Origin of the sequence: Paracidovorax anthurii (genome assembly GCF_003269065.1) — a bacterium.
Lineage (GTDB): Bacteria > Pseudomonadota > Gammaproteobacteria > Burkholderiales > Burkholderiaceae_C > Paracidovorax > Paracidovorax anthurii.
Genome location: NZ_QLTA01000035.1, coordinates 20573 through 38899, shown reverse-complemented (window position 1 = coordinate 38899; position 18327 = coordinate 20573). Strand labels below are relative to the sequence as shown.

15 protein-coding genes are annotated in these 18327 nt (G+C 72.0%); 5 read left to right on the top strand and 10 right to left on the bottom strand.

Annotated elements, in window-relative coordinates; translation table 11 throughout:
• Positions 1-182: 182 nt before the first annotated feature.
• The 5 genes from AX018_RS16275 to AX018_RS16255 all read right to left on the bottom strand — a co-directional run bounded on the left by AX018_RS16275 (position 183) and on the right by AX018_RS16255 (position 3824).
• Entirely contained in the window at positions 183-431 is a 249-nt protein-coding gene (locus tag AX018_RS16275; RefSeq protein ID WP_111879231.1) for a DUF3297 family protein, read from the bottom strand.
• Positions 432-496: 65 nt separating this feature from the next.
• Positions 497-1750: a nucleoside recognition domain-containing protein gene (locus AX018_RS16270; RefSeq protein WP_111879228.1), complete on the bottom strand. Its 1254-nt coding sequence runs from the start codon at positions 1748-1750 to the stop codon at positions 497-499.
• 40 nt (positions 1751-1790) lie between these two features.
• Positions 1791-2294: a DUF2214 domain-containing protein gene (locus AX018_RS16265; protein WP_111879226.1), complete on the bottom strand. Its 504-nt coding sequence runs from the start codon at positions 2292-2294 to the stop codon at positions 1791-1793.
• 12 nt (positions 2295-2306) lie between these two features.
• Positions 2307-2705: a DUF6152 family protein gene (locus AX018_RS16260; protein ID WP_111879223.1), complete on the bottom strand. Its 399-nt coding sequence runs from the start codon at positions 2703-2705 to the stop codon at positions 2307-2309.
• Positions 2706-2819: 114 nt separating this feature from the next.
• Positions 2820-3824 carry a recombination-associated protein RdgC gene (locus AX018_RS16255; protein WP_111879221.1) on the bottom strand — a complete coding sequence of 335 codons (1005 nt, stop codon included), beginning with the start codon at positions 3822-3824 and terminating at the stop codon, positions 2820-2822.
• A 257-nt stretch (positions 3825-4081) separates the two neighbouring features.
• Between AX018_RS16255 and AX018_RS16250 the strand changes: the two genes are divergently transcribed.
• Together AX018_RS16250 and AX018_RS16245 are read left to right on the top strand one after the other, a co-directional pair.
• Positions 4082-4609 carry a Spy/CpxP family protein refolding chaperone gene (locus tag AX018_RS16250; RefSeq protein ID WP_111879218.1) on the top strand — a complete coding sequence of 176 codons (528 nt, stop codon included), beginning with the start codon at positions 4082-4084 and terminating at the stop codon, positions 4607-4609.
• Between the two features lie 178 nt (positions 4610-4787).
• On the top strand, positions 4788-5375 hold the full coding sequence (locus tag AX018_RS16245) for an acyloxyacyl hydrolase (RefSeq protein ID WP_111879216.1): 588 nt from the start codon (positions 4788-4790) through the stop codon (positions 5373-5375).
• 1082 nt (positions 5376-6457) lie between these two features.
• Here AX018_RS16245 and AX018_RS16240 read toward each other — a convergent pair.
• The 5 genes from AX018_RS16240 to AX018_RS16220 all read right to left on the bottom strand — a co-directional run bounded on the left by AX018_RS16240 (position 6458) and on the right by AX018_RS16220 (position 16190).
• On the bottom strand, positions 6458-10960 hold the full coding sequence (locus AX018_RS16240) for an EAL domain-containing protein (protein ID WP_111879213.1): 4503 nt from the start codon (positions 10958-10960) through the stop codon (positions 6458-6460).
• 287 nt (positions 10961-11247) lie between these two features.
• Positions 11248-12381 (bottom strand): 3-deoxy-7-phosphoheptulonate synthase, encoded by a 1134-nt coding sequence (locus tag AX018_RS16235; protein ID WP_415842153.1) that lies wholly within the window; start codon positions 12379-12381, stop codon positions 11248-11250.
• Positions 12382-12598: 217 nt separating this feature from the next.
• Positions 12599-13111, bottom strand: coding sequence for a C40 family peptidase (locus tag AX018_RS16230; RefSeq protein ID WP_111879210.1), 513 nt, complete (start codon positions 13109-13111; stop codon positions 12599-12601).
• Positions 13112-13175: 64 nt separating this feature from the next.
• Positions 13176-14879: a 2-isopropylmalate synthase gene (gene leuA, locus AX018_RS16225; protein ID WP_111879207.1), complete on the bottom strand. Its 1704-nt coding sequence runs from the start codon at positions 14877-14879 to the stop codon at positions 13176-13178.
• Positions 14880-15287: 408 nt separating this feature from the next.
• Positions 15288-16190 (bottom strand): LysR family transcriptional regulator, encoded by a 903-nt coding sequence (locus AX018_RS16220; protein WP_111879205.1) that lies wholly within the window; start codon positions 16188-16190, stop codon positions 15288-15290.
• A gap of 100 nt (positions 16191-16290) precedes the next feature.
• Here AX018_RS16220 and AX018_RS16215 point away from each other — a divergent pair, with 100 nt between their 5' ends.
• From AX018_RS16215 to AX018_RS16210, 3 genes are all read left to right on the top strand, one after another.
• Complete coding sequence (locus AX018_RS16215; RefSeq protein WP_111879202.1) at positions 16291-16710, top strand: nuclear transport factor 2 family protein; 420 nt, start codon at positions 16291-16293, stop codon at positions 16708-16710.
• A gap of 63 nt (positions 16711-16773) precedes the next feature.
• Positions 16774-16962: a hypothetical protein gene (locus tag AX018_RS24890; protein WP_146749342.1), complete on the top strand. Its 189-nt coding sequence runs from the start codon at positions 16774-16776 to the stop codon at positions 16960-16962.
• A complete protein-coding gene (locus AX018_RS16210) occupies positions 16937-18253 on the top strand; it encodes an aminotransferase class I/II-fold pyridoxal phosphate-dependent enzyme (protein WP_111879199.1) in 1317 nt (438 codons plus the stop codon). Before AX018_RS24890 ends, AX018_RS16210 begins: the two co-directional genes overlap by 26 nt.
• The last annotated feature ends 74 nt before the right edge of the window (positions 18254-18327 follow it).

Below are 18327 nucleotides of genomic sequence, written 5' to 3'. Positions count from 1 at the left end.
CATGCAAGCAGCCGGGGCGTTCAATCGCCCGATTTCGCTCCAACCCTTCGGGCAGTGGCGTGTGCGGGCGGTCTGCGGCGTTGCGGCGCTAGCCCATAGCCGGGCTATGGGCGGCGCACCGCGCCTTGCATCCCCTCCCGCACACGCCACTGCGCGACCCCTGGGAGATCGTGAACACGTTCTTATTTGTAGAAGGCCTCGACCGTTCCCTTGAGCGTGAGCATCAGCGGCCGGCCCTTGCGGTCCAGGGTCTTGCCGGCGGGCACCTTGATCCAGCCCTCGCTCACGCAGTATTCCTCCACGTCGAAGCGCTCCTTGCCGTTGAAGCGGATGCCGATGTCGTGCTCGAACACGGCGGGCACGTGGAATTTGCTGTGCGGGTCGATGGAGAGGTGGTCGGGGAGTTCGGGGCGCTGCGGGGTGTCGGTCACGGAAATACTTTCTGGCAAAGGCGCAAAGCCGTGGATTCTCCAGCAAACGGGGCCGCGCGCCGCGTTCACCGCAGCATCGCGTACCCCACCCCGATGGCCGCGGCCAGCCCCACGGCATCGGCGAACAGCGCGCAGGCCAGCGCGTGGCGGGTGTGCTTCACGCCCACGCTGCCGAAGTACACGGCCAGCACGTAGAAGGTGGTTTCGGTCGATCCCTGCACGATGGCCGCGAGGCGGCCGGCGAACGAGTCCACGCCGTGCGCCTGCATCACGTCGATCATCAGGCCCCGCGCGCCGGCGCCGGAGAGCACTTTCATCAGCCCCACGGGCAGGGCCGGCAGGAAGCCCGTGTCCCAGCCCAGCGCCGCCACGCCCGCGCCGATGGCGGCGAGCAGCGCGTCCATGCAGCCGGCCGCGCGGAAGACGCCGATGGCCACCAGGATCGCCACGAGGTAGGGCACGATCTGCACGGCCACGCCGAAGCCTTCCCGGGCACCGTCGATGAAGGCGTCGTACACGTTGATGCGGCGCACCGCGCCCGCCAGGATGAAGAGCAGCACCACGCCCAGGATCACCGCCGCGCCCGTGGTGCCGGCGATGCGCGCGGCCTGCTCGGCCGGCAGCCGCGCCAGGGCCCACACGGCCGTGCCCAGCAGGCCGGCCACGGCGGCCACGGGCAGCAGCAGGCGCGGGCGCCACAGCGGCAGGCGCTGGCACACGGCCACAGCCAGCACGCCCGCCAGCAGCGAGATGAAGGTGACCAGCAGCGTGGGCAAAAAGATGTCCGCCGCGTTGAAGCCCGCGCCCAGCCCCTGCTGCACGGCGATGCTCTGGCGGATGGCGATGACGGACGTGGGGATCAGCGTGAGCCCGGCCGTGTTCATCACCACGAACATGATCTGCGCGTCGCTCGCCGTGCCGCCCGGGCGGGTGTTGAGCGACTGCAGCTCGCGCATGGCGGTGAGGCCCAGCGGCGTGGCGGCGTTGTCCAGCCCGAGCAGGTTGGCCGAGAGGTTCAGGGTCATCGCGCCCTGGGCGGGGTGGCCCTGCGGCACGCCGGGAAAGAGGCGCCGCAGCAGCGGGCCGGCCGCGCGCGCCAGCCGCTCGACCATGCCCGCGCGCTCGCCCACGCGCATCAGGCCCAGCCAGAGCGCCATCACGCCGGCCAGGCCGATGGAGATCTCGAAGCCCGAGCGCGCGGCCGTGAACATCGCGGCCAGCAGCGCCTGGAAGATGTCCGCGTCGCCCAGTGCCCAGCGCACGGCGGACGTTGCGAACGCGATGGTGAAGAAGCCGATCCAGACCCAGTTGAGCGCCATGGGGGGCGATGGTAGCCGCAGGCTCCACGCGCCGCGGCGGTCAGAGGAAGCCGATCCAGCGCCCCGCCAGCACGGCGCCCAGCCACAGCAGCAGCGACGCCACGGCCTGCGCCCGGGCCGCCGCGCCGGCCTGCCCCGCGCGCAGCGTGCGCGCCCAGCGGCCGCCCGCGTGCATGGCCAGCACGTTGGCCAGCGCCAGCGCGATGAGCGCGAGCTTGGCGAGGAAGGCCGGGCTCTGCGCGTAGTCCAGCGGCCGCACGGCGAAGAGCCACAGCCCGGTCGCCGCCGCGCACGCCAGCCCGGCCGCCGCCGAGCGCGAGAGGAAGGGCCCGATCAGCGCCAGCGGCAGCGCGCGCCCGATCCAGCCCAGCAGCCGCAAATCCAGCAGCAGGGCCGCGCCCACGCCCAGGCCTAGCGCGGCGATGTGCACCGCGTTCACGACCAGGTAGGCCGTGCCCGAGGCCTTGAGCCACGCGGCCGGCGGCAAGCCGCCCAGGGCCTGCAGCCAGGGCAGGAGCCAGGCGGGGGTCGGGAGTGCGTCCATGCCGGGGGCCCGTCAGTGCTTGTGGATGCGCTCGGGGTAGATGTCGTAGGTCTTGCCGCCGACCTCGATGCGTACGGCCTTCATGCGGTGCTTGGCGGCGTCCTTGTCGCGGTTGCCCAGGGCCTTGACCGTGTCGCCGGCCTTGGCGGAGGCGGCGGTGAAGCCCGAGCGCTCGGTCTGCACGGGGTTGCCCAGCTCCACGCGCCAGACGGTGCCGTCGGCCACGCGCACGTCCAGCCAGGGGTGCGGCGGCGACACTTCCACGCGCTGCACGGTGCCGGCGAGTTCGGACTGCGCCTCCTCGGCCCAGGACCAGCCGTGGTGCGCGTGGGCAGACAGGGCCGCGGCGGCAAGGATCGCGGCGGCGGCGGGGCGCAGCGCGCGGGAGAGCCATCGGTTCGGAAGGAGCATGGCGGAAACCTCCAGGAAAAAGGTGGGTGAAGGACGGAAACGGCCGCCATCGTGCCGCCGGATGGCCCGGCCTGCCAACCCCCCGAAAGGATGGCGGGCGCGGGGCCCCAGGCGTCAGAACGGCGCGCCGTCGTCTTCGGCGGCCGTGGCCAGCGCGGCGCCGGGGGCGGCCGCCGGGGCACCCGCATCCGTTTCGGCGCGCGAGCGCAGGGCCGGCGCCGGGCCGTCCAGGCCGGTGCGCCCCTCGCCGCCCAGCGCCTCGATCAGGTCGGGGATCAGCTTGGAGAGCTCGCCCGTGGCGATCGCCACGTCGGTGTCGAAGCCGCTGTCGTCCTGGCCCCGGCCCTCGAACACGGTGTCGAGGAAGGACACCTTCTTGATCTGCAGCCCCTCCGTGAGCACGAACGAGACGCGGTCGTCCCAGCTCATCGCGAGCTTGGTGGGCAGCTTGCCGGCGGCGATGTGCTCGCGGATCTCGTCGATGTCGAGCGGGTGGCGCGCATAGCGCACCACGGCCTTGGATTCGTCGGCGCTTTTCAGCTCGCACTCGCGGTCCACGCTGAAGGCCACGGGCGGCTCCTGCTCCTTGAGCCAGTGCGACATCGCGGCCTGCGGCGCGGTCTGGGTGTCCAGCAGCGCCACCGAGAGGCCCGGCAGCGCTTCCACCAGCAGGGTTACCACCTCGTCGGCGCGGCCCTGGCTGCCGGTGTCGAGCACCAGCAGGCGCGCCTCGGGGTCGATCCACACCCACATCGAACCCTGCTTGGTGAAGGCCATGGGCAGCAGGTCGAGCTTGGCCTCGTCCTTGAGTTCGCGGGTTTCCTTCTTGCCGGGCTTGCGGCCGGTCTCGCGCTCGATGCGCGCGGCCTTTTCCTTGACCTTGCGCGCCAGCACCGAGCCCGGGAGCATCTTGGATTCGGCCATGAAGCGCAGGATCCAGTGGCCGCCCACGGATTCGGCCAGCGCGCCGTGGGCCTCGCCGCGCGGGGGCACCCAGCCCACCGATTTTTCCTGCGTGGCGCCGCATTCCGCGAACGGGGTCCGGGCCAGGGCTTCTTCGAGTTGCGGCAGCTCCGCATGCCACTCGGCGATGCGGTAGACGATCATGTTCTTGAACATCGGGGATTCCTTGGATCTGGTTCTCCGCCCGCGGGACGCGCCGGCGTCGGCGGTGGAGGCGGAAGGGCCGCCATTGTCGTTGCAGCGCGCCCCGCGGCCCGGCGCGGCGGCCGCCGCAACAAAGCCTTGGCACAACTTTACACAGGCACACGCCCCACTCATGGGGGCGAAACATCGGCGGCCGACACTGCCTTTCAACCGCTGCGCGAACCGATCGCGGTGGCAACGCCCTCCAGGGCATGAAAGGAATCCACACCATGGCAGCCCCCTTCCTGCAACGACGCATCGCTTCCGCCACGGCCGCCGCCGCGCCGGCACCGGCCGGGGCCGAGCGCCCGCACCGCATGCCCAGCCCCGAGGAGCGCCAGGCCCGCATGGCCCGGCACGCCGAGGCCCTGAAGAAAAAGCTCCAGCTCACCCCCGCCCAGCAGCCCGCCTGGGAGACCTTCACCGCCGCCATGCGGCCCCAGGGCCCGCGCCCCGCCCGCCTGGACATGGAGGGCATGGACCGGCTCACCACGCCGGAGCGCATCGACCGCATGCGCGCCGTCCGCGCCCAGCGCGGCGCCGAGGCGGACCGCCGTGGCGAAGCCGTCAAGACCTTTTATGCCGCGCTCAACCCGACGCAGCAAAAGGTGTTCGACGACGAGAGCCGCCGCATGTTCGGCCACCACCACCGCCCGGGCATGGACGGCCAGGGCCCCGGCGGCAAGCCCCACCCCGGCCACGGCGGGCCGCGCGGCGAACGCGCCCCGGCGCCGCCCCCACCGGCACCCGCCCAGTAATACGGGCCATAAAGAAAAGAAAGAAAACCTCCGGAGCGACTGCACGCTCCGGAGGGGTGCGCAGTGTGCGGCCGCTCACGCGGCCACCGCCTACATGCGGGTTCCCAGCCCCGGTCCTACAGTGGGTTGCATGAATTGTGTAACCTTACGGTCGCAACCAAAACTGGGAATTCACATCATGTCTCATCCATTCATGGAGCGCTCCCGCGCCGCCCTGGCGGCCCGGAGCGCTTTTTTCGTTCTGGCCACCGCCCTCTCCTTCGGCGCCTGGGCCCAGGGCGCGGGCCCCGAGACGCCGTCGGTGTACGTCCAGGGCGGCTGGGCGCAGCACCAGACGGACTCCGCCACCGTGGGCGTGACCCTGCCCTGGGCCTCCTGGCGCAGCGAGCTCTGGGGCAACGAGGTGCGCGGCTACTGGGACATCTACGCCAGCCGCTGGTCCTTCGACGCGGTGGCGGGCGGCTCCGGCCACACCACCCTCGTCGGCGTGACGCCCACCTTCCGCCTGCGCCCCGACAACGGCCGCGCGCCCTGGTTCTGGGAGGGCGGCGTCGGCATCACCTACATGGACGCGCGCTACCACACGCCCGACAAGGAGTTCAGCACCCGCTACAACTTCGCCACGCACCTGGCCCTGGGCTACAGCCTGGGCGCGCAGCGCCAGCACGAGGTGATGGTGCGCGTGCAGCACCTCTCCAACGCGGGCATCAAGAGGCCCAATCCCGGCGAGAACTTCGTGCAGCTGCGCTACGCCTACCACTTCTGACGCCTGACGCGCCGCGCCGGCATCCCTCCAGGGCCCTTCACGGGGCTCTTTTTTTTGGCCCGGCGCAGGCCGCCATCGAGGCCGGATGTGGGTAAACCTGGGGATATTTTTTGACCAACCGATGCGTTGTCCACAGGCGGAGGCGATCCGGCCAAGTTGTTATCGCCCAACGCCCGCGTTCCCCCGCCCTCCCACCACAAGGTTGCGCGGGCCCCAAGTCCGCGCCGCCATTGGGAAAAGAGCGCTTGTCCACATCCAGGGGGGTTGCTTACTACTATTCCTATGTATTTATAAAAACCTTGAAGGAATAACAAGACAGCCACACCGGGGCCATGGCGGAAGTCCGGGATGCATTGGGGATGCCCCCGCGCGCCCCGATGCCGGGTGACGCATGCCGGCCCGGCCGCGGTTTTTTGGGCGATCCGGCGCGCGGCATCCGCGGGCGGACGTGCCGGCGCCCACCGCCGGCGAAGGCGCCCTGGCGTACTCTTCTTCCTGTTTGCTCATTTTTCAATAGCAAACAACGTAGATTTCACGGCGACATGGAGCGGATTCGACCGAGAAATCTCCGCCACGGGCCCGCCAGGAACAAGTCTGGGGACATCTTTCGCACAACCGCCCGCTTGTCCACAGCAAGGCGCCGTGCGCGGGATTTGTCCCCGCCGGACGGACAGTGGCACCCCGGTTCCACCCACAAGGTTGACCACGCGCCAAGTGCCTTGTCCTGCAACGGAAAAAACGCCTTGTCCACAGACAGGGCCGGTCCTTACTACTACGACTATGTTTTTATAAAAGCATTGAAGGAATAACAAAGGAACAGCCGGGGCGGCGCAGGGCGCGGGGGACCAGGCAATACGGCGTGCCCCCCTCTCGCGGCAGGGGCCGGGGAAGCGGGCCATGGAAAGCACGGCGGGGCGCAATGCGGCGGCCCGTCCATCGCGCGACCGCACAGGGCCACGCGCAAGGCCTTTCGCATGGCAGGTGCCAGGGGGGGTGCCCTGAGGGGGCGATCGCGCCGCCACGGCCCTCTGCAGGGGGCTGGCGTGCGTGCGATGGGTCGTGGGCGGCGCGTGCGGCGCCGGTCAGCGCGGCGCGGGCCGCTCGCGCAGGAAGGGCTCCAGCGCCGTGGCCGGCAGCGGCCGGCTGAAGAAATAGCCCTGGTAGGAGCGGCAGCCGGCCTTCGCCAGCCGCATGCGCTGCTCCAGCGTCTCCACGCCCTCGGCGATCACGTCCAGGCCCAGGCTGCGCGAGAGGGCGATGATGGTGTCCACGATGGCGGCGTCGTTCGGGTCGGTGAGCAGGTCGCGCACGAAGCTCTGGTCGATCTTGAGCTGGTCCAGCGGCATGCGCTTGAGGTAGCTCAGCGACGAGTAGCCGGTGCCGAAATCGTCCAGCGAGAAGCCCACGCCGTGGGCGCGCAGGGCCGACATGGTGGCGATGGTGGTCTCCATGTCTTCCACGAATAGGCTCTCGGTGAGTTCCAGCTTGAGCCGGCCGGCCGGCGCGCCGGTCACGGCGATGGCGCGCGCCACGTCGTCCACGAAGGCCTCGTGGTGGAACTGGCGCGAGCTGACGTTCACCGCCATCGAGAGGTGGTCCAGCCCGGGGGCGTCCCGCCAGCGCGCGAGCTGGGCGCAGGCCGTGTGCAGCACCCAGCGGCCCAGCGGCAGGATGAGCCCGGTCTCCTCGGCCAGCGGGATGAATTCGGCCGGCGAGACCATGCCGCGCTGCGGATGCGGCCAGCGCACCAGCGCCTCCACGCCGATCACGCGGTCGCCCTGGTCCACCTGGGGCTGGTAGTGCAGCTCGAACTGCTCGCGCGCCAGGGCCGCGCGCAGGTCGTTCTCCAGCTCGGCGCGGGCCGTGACCACCGCCTGCATGCCGGGGTCGAAGAAGCGCAGCGTGTTGCGCCCGGCGGTCTTGGCCTGGTACATGGCCAGGTCCGCCTGCTTGAGCAGTTCGCCCACGGTGGTGGTGCGCGCGTCGCTGAAGGGCGCCACGCCGATGCTGGGCGTGCTGCGGTAGTGGTAGCCCTGCAGCACGTAGGGGGTGGCCAGCACCGAGAGGATCTTCTCGCCCACGGTGCGCGCGCTCATGGCGAGCTCGTCCGGGCGCGGGCTGAGCGCCTCGATCATGACCACGAACTCGTCGCCGCCCAGGCGCGCCACGGTGTCCACCGAGCGCACGCAGGTGTTGAGCCGCGCGGCCACCTGCTGCAGCAGCACGTCGCCCTGGTCGTGGCCCAGGGTGTCGTTGAGGGTCTTGAAGTTGTCCAGGTCGATGAACAGCAGCGCCCCGCCCTGGCGGCGGCGCTGCGCCGTGGCCAGCGCCTGGCGCATGCGGTCCATGAGCAGCATGCGGTTGGGCAGGCCGGTGAGCGAGTCGTAGAAGGCGAGCCGCTGGATCTCGCGCTCGGTGGCCTTGCGCTGGCCGATGTCGGTGTTGATCGCCAGGATGGCGTCGGGCCGGCCCTGCTCGTCCTTGACCAGGGTCCAGCGGCCTTCCACGTCCAGGCGCCGGCCGTCGCGGTGGTATTGCACGATCTCGCCGGCCCATTCGCCCTGCTCGCGCGTGGCGGTGGTGGCGCGCAGGAACTCCTGCGTGTCCTGGTAGAGCAGCGTGGCGATGGACTGGCCGGCGGCCTCCTCGCGCGTCCAGCCGTAGAGGCGCTCGGCGCCCTCGTTCCAGAAGGTGATGCGGTGGTCGAGGTCGCGCACGATGATGGCGTCGCGCGCCTTGTCCAGCAGCGAGGCCTGCCGGCGGATGTGCGCGTCGGAGGTCTGGCGGCTCATCTCGGCGGCCGCGCGCGCGGCGAAGATGCGCAGCGTGGAGGTGACCAGCCCGGGCTGCTGCACCGGGTCGCGGAAGACCACGAAGATCAGGCCGATCGCGCGGCCCTCGGCATCGCACAGCTGCTGGCCGACGTAGCCCTGCGCCCCCAGGCGTGCCACGGGGGATTCGGGGTACAGCTCCGAGACGCCGTGCGGGATCACGCACTCGGGCTCGGTCACGAGCCGCAGGCTCGGCGTGCCCTCCAGCGAATACTCGGCATTGGGCTGGGCCCGGCCCTCCTCCACGCGCGAGAGCGTCACCGCGCGCGGCGGCTGGCCCGCCGGCGTCGGCAGCAGCCGCGTGACGCAGCCTGCCTGCGCGCCCAGCGCGTCGCACATGTGGCTGGCCAGCTGCTTGAAGAACTGCGTGCCGGTGCTGGCCGACACGGCCGCGGCGGCCTTGAGCACCAGGGCCTGCAGGCGCTGCTGGTCCTGGCGCGTGCGCAGGCTGCCCAGCCCGAAGGCGATGTCGTTGGCGAGCTGCTGCAGCAGCTCGGTTTCTTCCGCGCCGATCTCCAGCGTGCCCTCGGGGTAGAGCGTGAGCAGCCCGAAGACCTGCTGCGCATCGCGCAGCGGCAGGCTGATGACGGCCCGCAGCCCCAGTTGCGAGAGCGGCTGCGCCCAGAGGTCCGCGTCGCGGGTCTGCCGGACGTCGCGCACGATCACCGGCCGCCCGCTGCGCAGGGCCTCGCCGGAGGGGCCGGGGCTTTGGGGGGTCCAGGGCGCGCCGGGCGTGCCGATCGGGCGCAGGGCTTCCACGCCCACGGCGGTGAGGCCCGACCACGCCACGGGTTCGATGCCGTGGTGCTCGCCCTGCCCGGAGGTCCAGCGGCGCACCATGCCCACCCAGGCGCTGCGGTAGCCGCCCACCTCGCGGGCGATGCGGCAGACCTCCGAGAGCAGCGCGCCCTCGCCGGTGGCGCGCACCAGCGCCTCGTTGCAGGCGCTCAGCAGCCGCTGCACCGTGCCCACGCGGGCCAGCTCGCGCTCCACGCGCATGCGCTGCGTCACGTCGGTGGCCAGCACCTGCCGCGCGGAGCGGCCGTTGAAGGTGATGTCGCCCGCGTACACCTCCATGTCGATGAGGGTGCCATCCTTCTTGCGGTGGCGGCGGTGCACGGCGTCGCGGCGCAGGCCCGGCGGCAGCGCCAGCACCTCGCGCTCGCGTGCCTCGCGCTCATCCTCGGGCCAGAGCTGCACGGTGGTCGCGCGCAGCAGTTCGGCCTCGCTGTAGCCGTAGTGGCGCACCATCGCGCGGTTCACGGCCAGGATGCGCAGGGTGCCCCGCTCATAGACCCACATGGGCTGCGGGTGGGCGTCGAAGAGCGAGCGGTACTGCAGCTCGGAGGCGCTGAGCTGCGCTGCGTAGCTGCGCAGCTGCAGCACCGCGCCCAGGGATTCGGCCAGGATCTGCACGTACGCCACATGGCGCTGCGAGAACGTGAACACCGGATCGGCGTTCACCTTGAGCATGCCGAGCACGTTGTCGCCCGTGCGCAGCGGCGCGGCGATGAAGGACACCGGCCCGTGCCGCCCGCCGTCGGTGGAGAGCGGCGCATGCGGCTCGCCCTGGCCGTGCAGCACCGTCTCGCCGGCCTCCAGGCGCTGCCAGAGCGGATAGCCGATGGCGGGGCGGGTCTCGTGCAGCGGGGCCGCGCGGCGGCCGGTGCTCGCGCGCACGCGCAGCCGCTCGCCCTCGCGCAGGACCACCATCGCGCCGTGCCCGTCCGCCAGATCCATGGCCGTGCGCGCCACCAGCTGCAGCACCTCTTCCATGGGCAGCTCGGGCGCGCTCATGCGCTGCTGCACGCGCACCAGCTCGGCGTGCGCGCTCGCGTCGCGCTGGGACTGCAGCGCGTTCTGCTTCTGCGCGCTGATGTCGGTCATGCCGCCCACCATGCGCACCGCGTTGCCGTCCTCGTCGCGGATCACGAAGCCGCGGTCCTGCACCCAGGCGTAGCTGCCGTCCTGGCGGCGGAAGCGGTATTCGTCGGTCCAGTGGTTGTCGGTGCCCTCGATCGCGGCGTGGATGCCCTCCAGCACCGAGTCGCTGTCGTCCGGGTGCAGCCGCTGGGTCCAGGAGGTGCTGTCGTGGGGCAGCGTCTGCAGGGGCACGCCGAAGAGCGTCTCCATGCCCTCGTTCCACCACATCGAATCGTCGGTGAGGTTCCAGTCCCAGATGGCGTCGGCGGTGGCGCGCGCCACGAGGTGGAAGCGCTCCTCGGACAGCGCGCGGTCCTGGGAGCGCCGGGCCAGGTTGCGGCGCTGGCGCCGCATCTCCAGGAGCGCCATCGCCTGCCCGGCGATGGCGCGCAGCGCATCCACCTGCTGCGCCTGCAGGGTGCGCTGCTCGGTGCTCAGCACCACCACCGCGCCCAGCACCAGGCCCTCGGCAGTCTTGAGCGGCATGCAGGCGGCGGCGTGCACGCGCGGCGGGCCCTGCACCAGCGGATGGTCGCACAGCACCGGGTGCGTGCGCGCGTCTCTCACCTGCACCAGCACGCCGCCCTGGGCCAGGGCGCACAGCGCGTGGGCACCGGCCGATTGCTGCAGGGTGGAAAGCGCCATGCCCGCGCTCGCCTTGAACCACTCGCGGTCGACGTCCACGAAGCCGATCGCCGCCATCGGCATGCCGCACAGGTGGGCCGCCAGGCGTGCGAGCTGGTCGAAGGTCTCCTCGGGGGGGGTGTCGAGGATGGCGCAGGCATGCAGCGCGTCCAGGCGCTGGCAGATCCGGTCCGTGCCCGAACCCATGGTCAGGGGGCCGCCCTGCGGCGGAGAGCCCGTTGCCTGTGTCCGGGCGGCGGCGGAAACGGTGGCTGCGGCACCTGCATGGCGGGAGGGCGGTGGAAGTGGAACGGTGGCGCGGCCCTGCCGCGCCGTCGGTCGTGGCGCCGGCAGGCCGGAACGCACGCTTACGGATGCTACACCGTGAAACGTCCGCGCAGCCCTGTCCGGGCGTGGAACCCGCCCGGAAACAACAGCCTTTGACCGCCCGGCTCCGCCCCGCCCTGCTCAGCCCTCAGACCGTGAACACGTTCTCAGCGGCCGCGCCGCGCGCGCACCGCCGCCGCGAGGCCTTCGAGCACCGGCACCGTCTGCGCGAGGCTGATGCAGGCATCCGTCACCGACACGCCTGCCCGCAGCGGCTGGCCGGGCACGATGTCCTGGCGCCCTTCCTCCAGGTGGCTCTCGACCATGATCCCGGTGATGCGCGCGTCGCCGGCGGCGATCTGCGCGGCCACGTCGGCGGCCACGTCGATCTGGCGGCGGTGCTGCTTGCTGCTGTTGGCGTGCGAGACGTCGATCATCACCTGCTCGCGCAGCCCGGCGCCGCGCAGCAGCGCGCAGGCGGCGTCCACGTCGGCTGCGGCGTAGTTGGGCTGCTTGCCGCCGCGCAGGATCACGTGGCAGTCCTGGTTGCCGCGCGTCTCGAAGATCGCGGCCTGCCCCATCTTGGTCATGCCCATGAAGGCATGCGAGGCCTGGGCCGCGAGGATGGCGTCGGAGGCCACCTTCACCCCGCCGTCGGTGCCGTTCTTGAAGCCCACCGGGCACGAGAGGCCGCTCGCGAGCTGGCGGTGGCTCTGGCTCTCGGTGGTGCGCGCGCCGATCGCGCCCCAGCTCACCAGGTCGCTGATGAACTGCGGCGAGAGCAGGTCCAGGAACTCGGTGCCCACGGGCAGGCCCAGCGCCAGCACGTCCAGCAGCAGCGCGCGGGCCATCTCCAGGCCCTCGTTGATCGCGAAGCTGCCGTCCAGGTGCGGATCGTTGATGTAGCCCTTCCAGCCCACGGTGGTGCGGGGCTTCTCGAAATACACGCGCATCACCACCAGCAGGTCGCCCGCGAGGGCGTCGGCATGCGCCTTGAGCTGGCGCGCGTAGTCCATGGCCTGCGCATGGTCGTGGATGGAGCACGGCCCCACCACCACGATGAGGCGGTCGTCCTGCCCGTGCAGCACGCGCGAGAGCGCCGCGCGGCTGGCCTCCACCAGCGCCTGGGATTCGTCCGGCGCGGGCAGCCATTCCTGCAGCAGCGCGGGCGTGATGAGCGGGCGCACCGCCTTGATGCGCGTATCGTCGATGCGCGTGGTGTCGTGGGTGGAGGGCTGCGCCGCGGGGCGGTGGGCGTGGGGCATGGGCGCGGCGGCGCCCTGGGAGGTCGTGGTCGTCATGGGCGGCGATTGTCGCGCGCCCGGCCGGCGGCACCTTGCGCCGGCTCATGCCCGCACGGTTCTGCCGCGCCCCGGGTCCATGCGACCGGCACGCCCTGCCCGTCCAAAGGCCACGGAGCAGGCCACGCCAGCAGACACCGTGGATCCGGCTCCGCCAGGCCACAGGTGTCGTCCCCCTGGGGGGAAGGCGCCGAAGGCGACTCAGGGGGGCGCCATTTCAAGGCCTGCGGAACGCCGTGGGCTGGCGCGACCAGTAGCCCGAATTCAGCCGGTCCAGCCGCACCGTGCCGCCCGTGGAGGGCGCGTGCACGAAGCGGTTGCCGTCCACCACGATGCCCGCGTGCGTCGGACGGCCGGACCCGAAGATCACCAGATCTCCCGTGCGCACCTCGCTGGCGGCCACGGGCGTGCCGAAATCGCTGAGCTGCGCCACCGTGCGCGGCGGAGCCACCCCGGCGAGGCTGCGGTACACGTAGCCGATGAGGCCGCTGCAGTCGAAGCCGCCCTCGGGGGTGTTGCCGCCATAGCGGTAGGGCGTGCCCACGAGGCCCATGGCGTGGATGGCGATGTCGCTGGATGCCTCGGGCGAGAGGTGCGAGTACGCGGGCGCCGTGCCTTGCGGGGCGCGGGTCGGGGTGGGCGGCGCCGTGCCGCAGGCGGCGAGCAGCAGCACCGAGGCGAGCACGGGCGCCGCACGCCATGAACGGATCGCGAAGAGGCCGGAATGCATGGCGCCGCAGGTTAACCCAGGCGGCGCCCCCGGCCCGAGTCCGGGGGCTTTCGCAGCCCCGTGCTCAGGCCGTTGCCGCGGCCCGCTGCGGTGCGTGGCCGCCCGCCTGACGCCGCGCCAGCAGCCGGTTCGCCACCGCCACCACGGCCTGCACCGAGGCGCTCACGATGCTGTGGTCCAGCCCCACGCCGAAGGTCGCGCCCGGCACGCCCTCCAGCGCGGCCTCCACGATGGCCAGCGCCTGGGCATTGGCGCCCGCGCCCGTGGCGCGCTCCTCGTAGTGGTCCACGCGCAGCGGCAGGCCGAGTGCATCCACCGTGGCGTCGATGGGGCCGTTGCCGCGCCCCTGCAGCGTCTGGCGCACGCCGCCGATGGTCACGTCCAGCGCGATGCCCTGCCCGTCTTCCTCCAGGCGCTGGCCGTGCAGCGTTACCGTGCCGGGCGCTCCTTCCGCGGGCGGGGCGATGTAGGTCTGGCGGAACAGCCCCCAGAGCGCATCGCCGCCCATCTCGCCCTCGCTCGCGTCGGTGGCGCGCTGCACCACGGCGCTGAACTCCACCTGCAGGCGGCGCGGCATCACCACGCCGCGCTCGCGCTCCAGCAGGAAGGCGATGCCGCCCTTGCCCGACTGGCTGTTCACGCGGATCACGCTGTCGTAGGTGCGGCCCACGTCGGCCGGGTCGATGGGCAGGTAGGGCACTTCCCAGAGGCCCTGCGGGTCCTGCGCCGCGAAACCCTTCTTGATCGCGTCCTGGTGCGAGCCCGAGAACGCGGTGAAGACGAGGTCGCCCGCGTACGGATGGCGCGGATGGATGGGCAGCGAGGTGCATTCCTCGGCCACGCGCGCCACGTGGGTGATGTCGGAGAAATCCAGGCCGGGGTGCACGCCCTGGGTGTACAGGTTGAGCGCCAGCGTCACGATGTCCACGTTGCCGCAGCGCTCGCCGTTGCCGAAGAGGCAGCCCTCCACGCGGTCGGCGCCGGCCATCATCGCCAACTCGGCCGCGGCCACGCCCGTGCCGCGGTCGTTGTGCGGGTGTACCGAGAGCACGATGTGCTCGCGCGGCGCGAGGCGGCGGTGCATCCATTCGATCTGGTCGGCGAACACGTTGGGCGTGGCGTTCTCCACCGTCGTCGGCAGGTTGATGATGATCGGGCGGCCGGGGCCGGCGCCCCAGGCCGCGATGGCCGTCTGGCAGGCGCGCAGCGAGACGTCGAGCTCGGTGGCGCTGAAGGTCTCGGGCGAATACTGCAGCGTCCAGGCGGTGGCGGGCTGCGCGTCGGTGAGCCGCTTGAGGAACGAGACGTGGTGGTCGATGAAGGCCATCACCTGCGACACGTTCATGCCGAACACGATGCGCCGCCACGCCGGGGCCGTGGCGTTGTAGAGGTGCACGATGGCGCGCGGCGCGCCCTGCACGGATTGCACCGTGCGCTCGATCAGGTCCTCGCGCGACTGCGTCATGACCATGATCGTCACGTCCTCGGGAATGCGGTTTTCCTCGATGAGGCGGCGCACGAAGTCGAAGTCGGTCTGCGACGCGGCCGGGAAACCCACCTCGATCTCCTTGAAGCCGATGCGCACCAGCTCCTCGAAGAGGCGCATCTTGCGCTCGCCGTTCATCGGCTCGAACAGCGCCTGGTTGCCGTCGCGCAGGTCGGTGGAGAGCCAGCGCGGGGCCTGGGTGATGGTGCGGGAGGGCCAGGCGCGGTCGGGCAAGGCGACGGGGGCGATGGGCTGGTACTTGGTGGCGGGCTTGGCGATCATGATGAGAGGCTCCACGAAACGGGGTCGGGCCGGGCGGGCCACCGCACGCAGGCGGTGCAAGGACGGCGATGGGCCGCCACGGCGGGAAATCAGCGAGGAAGAAAACCGGTGCGACGTTCCCTGCAGCCCTCCACGCGGGTGGAGGCTGGTTCGTGGGCCGGGGTCAGGGGGACGTCGGTGTTGCGCGGGCTGGCGACGGGATCGTCGGATCAGCGGGCAACGGGGGAAGCAAACGCAGGCAGACCCCGGCCAGGCACTAGGCCTAGGGATAGGGTCGGTAGGAGGCGGCTGCGTTGCATGGGGGCTGGAAAAGAGCGGCCATGCTAGCACAGCCTTTTTGGCCTGGTAAACCCCTGCGGCGGCGTTTTCGGCCGCCGCCGTGCGTTTTCCGCACCCGCGCAGCGCCTGCTAGGGCACGGCGTCGCCCAGGTCCTGCAATTGCCGCCGCAGGCCGGCCGGCAGCTTCGATGGCCGGCGGGCGGGCTCGAACAGCCACATGTCGTAGAGCGGCAACGCCTCGCGCAGGCGCAGCGGCGAGAGCAGCGCGGCCGCGCCGCCCGCCAGGACGGGATGGGGCACCACGGCGAGCAGGTCGGTCGCCGCGACCATCTGCAGCATGCTGGCGAAGTCCGGGCAGCGCGCGGCCACGCGCGGGGGGCGCAGTTGCCGCACCCGGTGGGCTTCGGTCAGCACATCCACGGGCCCGCTGACGCTGGGCTCGACGCGCGCCCATGCGGCGCCCCGCAGATCCTCCAGCGAACGCGCGCGGGCGAGCGGATGGCCGCGGCGCGCATAGACCAGGGGGCGTAGCGCATACAGCCGCCGCTGCACGATGCCGTGGTGCGCGAACCCGCGCGGACGCGGCGCGATGGCGATGTCGAGCCGCTGCTCCAGCAGGCCGGCGAGCAGGCGCCCTTCGTCGGCAGACACCAGTTCCAGCGAGCGCCGGGGGTGTCCCGCGCACCAGCCCCGGTACAGCACCGGACCGCACACGATGGCGGCCGAGGACGTGAGGCCGGCGCGCAACACGGATGGGCTGCCCCGGGCAAGGGCTGCCGCGGGTGCCGTGCCGGGCAGCAGCGCGTCGATGCGCTCGGCCACCGAGCGCGACTCGGAGGCGACGCGCAGCGCCAGGTCGGTGGGCACATACCGGCGCCCGTCCCGCGCGAGCAGGGGCGCATCGAAGCGGTCCTGGAGCACCCGCATGCCATGGCTGATCGCGGGCTGCGAGACGCCGCAGGCCCGCGCCGCGGCGGCGAAAGAGCCCTGTTCGATCACCGCGCGGAGGTACTGCAGATGGCGTAGATACATCAACGCGGTTTATATATCTGCCGCTGCCGCCCCTTGCCGGGGCAGGCCGAAGCGGGAAAGCTGTGCGCTGCAACCACTGCGCCGCGAAAGGCTCCCTCCCATGCCGCAACAACCGCTCGCCACCGTCAGGACCTACCTTGCCCACTTGCACGCGGGCGATACCGAAGGCCTGATCGCCTGCTTCGAACCCGAGGGCATCGTGCACTCGCCCTTCCTCGGCACCCTGCGGGCGGGCGACTTCTTCCGGAAGCTCGCCCAGGCCTCCGCGGCCAGCGTGATCACGCCGATCGATCTCATGGCCTCGGTCGAACCCGCGGGCGGCACCGTCCGCGTGGCCGCCTACTTCCGGTACGACTGGACTTTGAGCGATGGCCGCCAGGTGGCGTTCACCTGTGTCGATGTGTTCAGCTTCGCGGAAGGCAGCGCGCGCATCCGGGAGATGCACATCGTCTACGACACGCATCCGCTGCGCGAAGCCGTGGGCGACAAATACGCACCCACGCCGCCTTCGGCGCCGTGATCGGCCGGGCGTTCTCCGCGCCTGGGGCAGGCGAGAGGCGCGATCCGCTCCATCGCGTGGCCCATGGCCCGCAACGCCCGGTTTTCCTTTCCTGGCATCGCCAGCGCCCCGGCCCCGCGCATGCCGGCGCATCGGCATGGAATTCCGTCTTTCTCACAAGAAAATCCACCTGAAGAAATTGAACTAGTACAAAAAATCATTCGTACCAATACATTAAGATCAATGTATGGATTCATGGTCATTCAATGGTGATTCCGCCGCTGAAATCGCCGGCAGCATCGAGGCGCAATTGCGCTCCGGCGCGCTGGCGCCCGGCGCGGCGCTGCCGGCCGTGCGCGCGCTGGCCGCGCAGTTGGGCGTGAATCCCAACACGGTGGCGGCCGCATATGCGCGCCTGCGCGATGCGGGCCGGCTGGAGACGGACGGGCGGCGGGGCACCCGCGTGGCGGCGGCGCTGCCGCTGCCGCACGGGGCGCAGGCATTGCCGCAGGGCCTGCGCGACCTGGCCAGCGGCGATGTGGACCCGGCGCTCCTGCCCCGGCTGCGCGCCGACGCGTGGCCCGGCCTTTATGCCGGAGAGGGCTATGGCGGCCCGGCCGAGGCCCCGCTCTGGCGCGAGGCCGCGCACGCCTGGCTGACCCGCCAGGGCCTGCCCACGGAGGCCACGGGCGTGTTCTCGGGCACGCTCGATGTGGTGGAGCGCGCGTTGCGCCAGCATGCGCGCGCGGGCGACCGCGTGGCGCTCGAAGACCCCTGCTGGCCGCCGATGGCCGCGCTGCTGCAGTCGCTGCGGCTCAAGCCCGTGCCGCTGCCGGTGGATGCGCAGGGCGTCATCGTTCCGCCCGCAGAAGTGCTGGACGGCTGCGCCGCGCTGGTGCTCACGCCGCGCGCCCACAACCCCACGGGCTGCGCGCTCTCGGCGCCGCGCTGGCGGGCGCTGCGCCGCCTGCTGCTGGCCCGGCCGCACCTGCTGTGCATCCTGGACGACCATTGGGGCCCGCTCAGCCAGGAGCCTCTGGCGCCGGCCGACGCGCTGCCGCCGCTCTGGCTCTATGTGCTCTCGGTGGGCAAGTTCCTCGGGCCCGATCTGCGCGTGGCGCTGGCCGCCGGCCCGCCCGCGCTCATGCAGGCGCTGCGTGCCCAGCAGGCCGCCGGGCCGCGCTGGGTCAGCCGCCTGCTGCAGTCGCTGGCGGCGCGGCTCTGGCGGGATGCGGACGGCTCGGGCCAGCTGGCGCGGGCCGGGCAGGCCTATGCGCGGCGGCGGCAGGCGCTGGAGTTCGCGCTCCGCTCCCAGGGCGCGGTCCTGGCCACGGGCGGCGAAGGCCTGCACGTGTGGGTGCCGGTGGACGCGGAACCCGCCGCCGTCGCGGCACTGGCCGCGCGCGGCTGGGCCGTGCAGGCGGGCGCGCCCTTCCGGCTCGCGGGCGGGCCGGCCGTGCGCATCAGCCTCGGCGCGCTGCGCGGGGACGAAGTAGGCCCGCTCGCGCGCGATCTGGCCGACGCCCTGGCGCCGGCCCGGGCGCGCACGCACGCGGTGTTCTGACGCCGCGCCCGGCGGCCTGCCCGGGGCTCTGCGTGGCGCCTTCGGGGTGCCGGCGCGCCAAGGCGCGGTGCAAG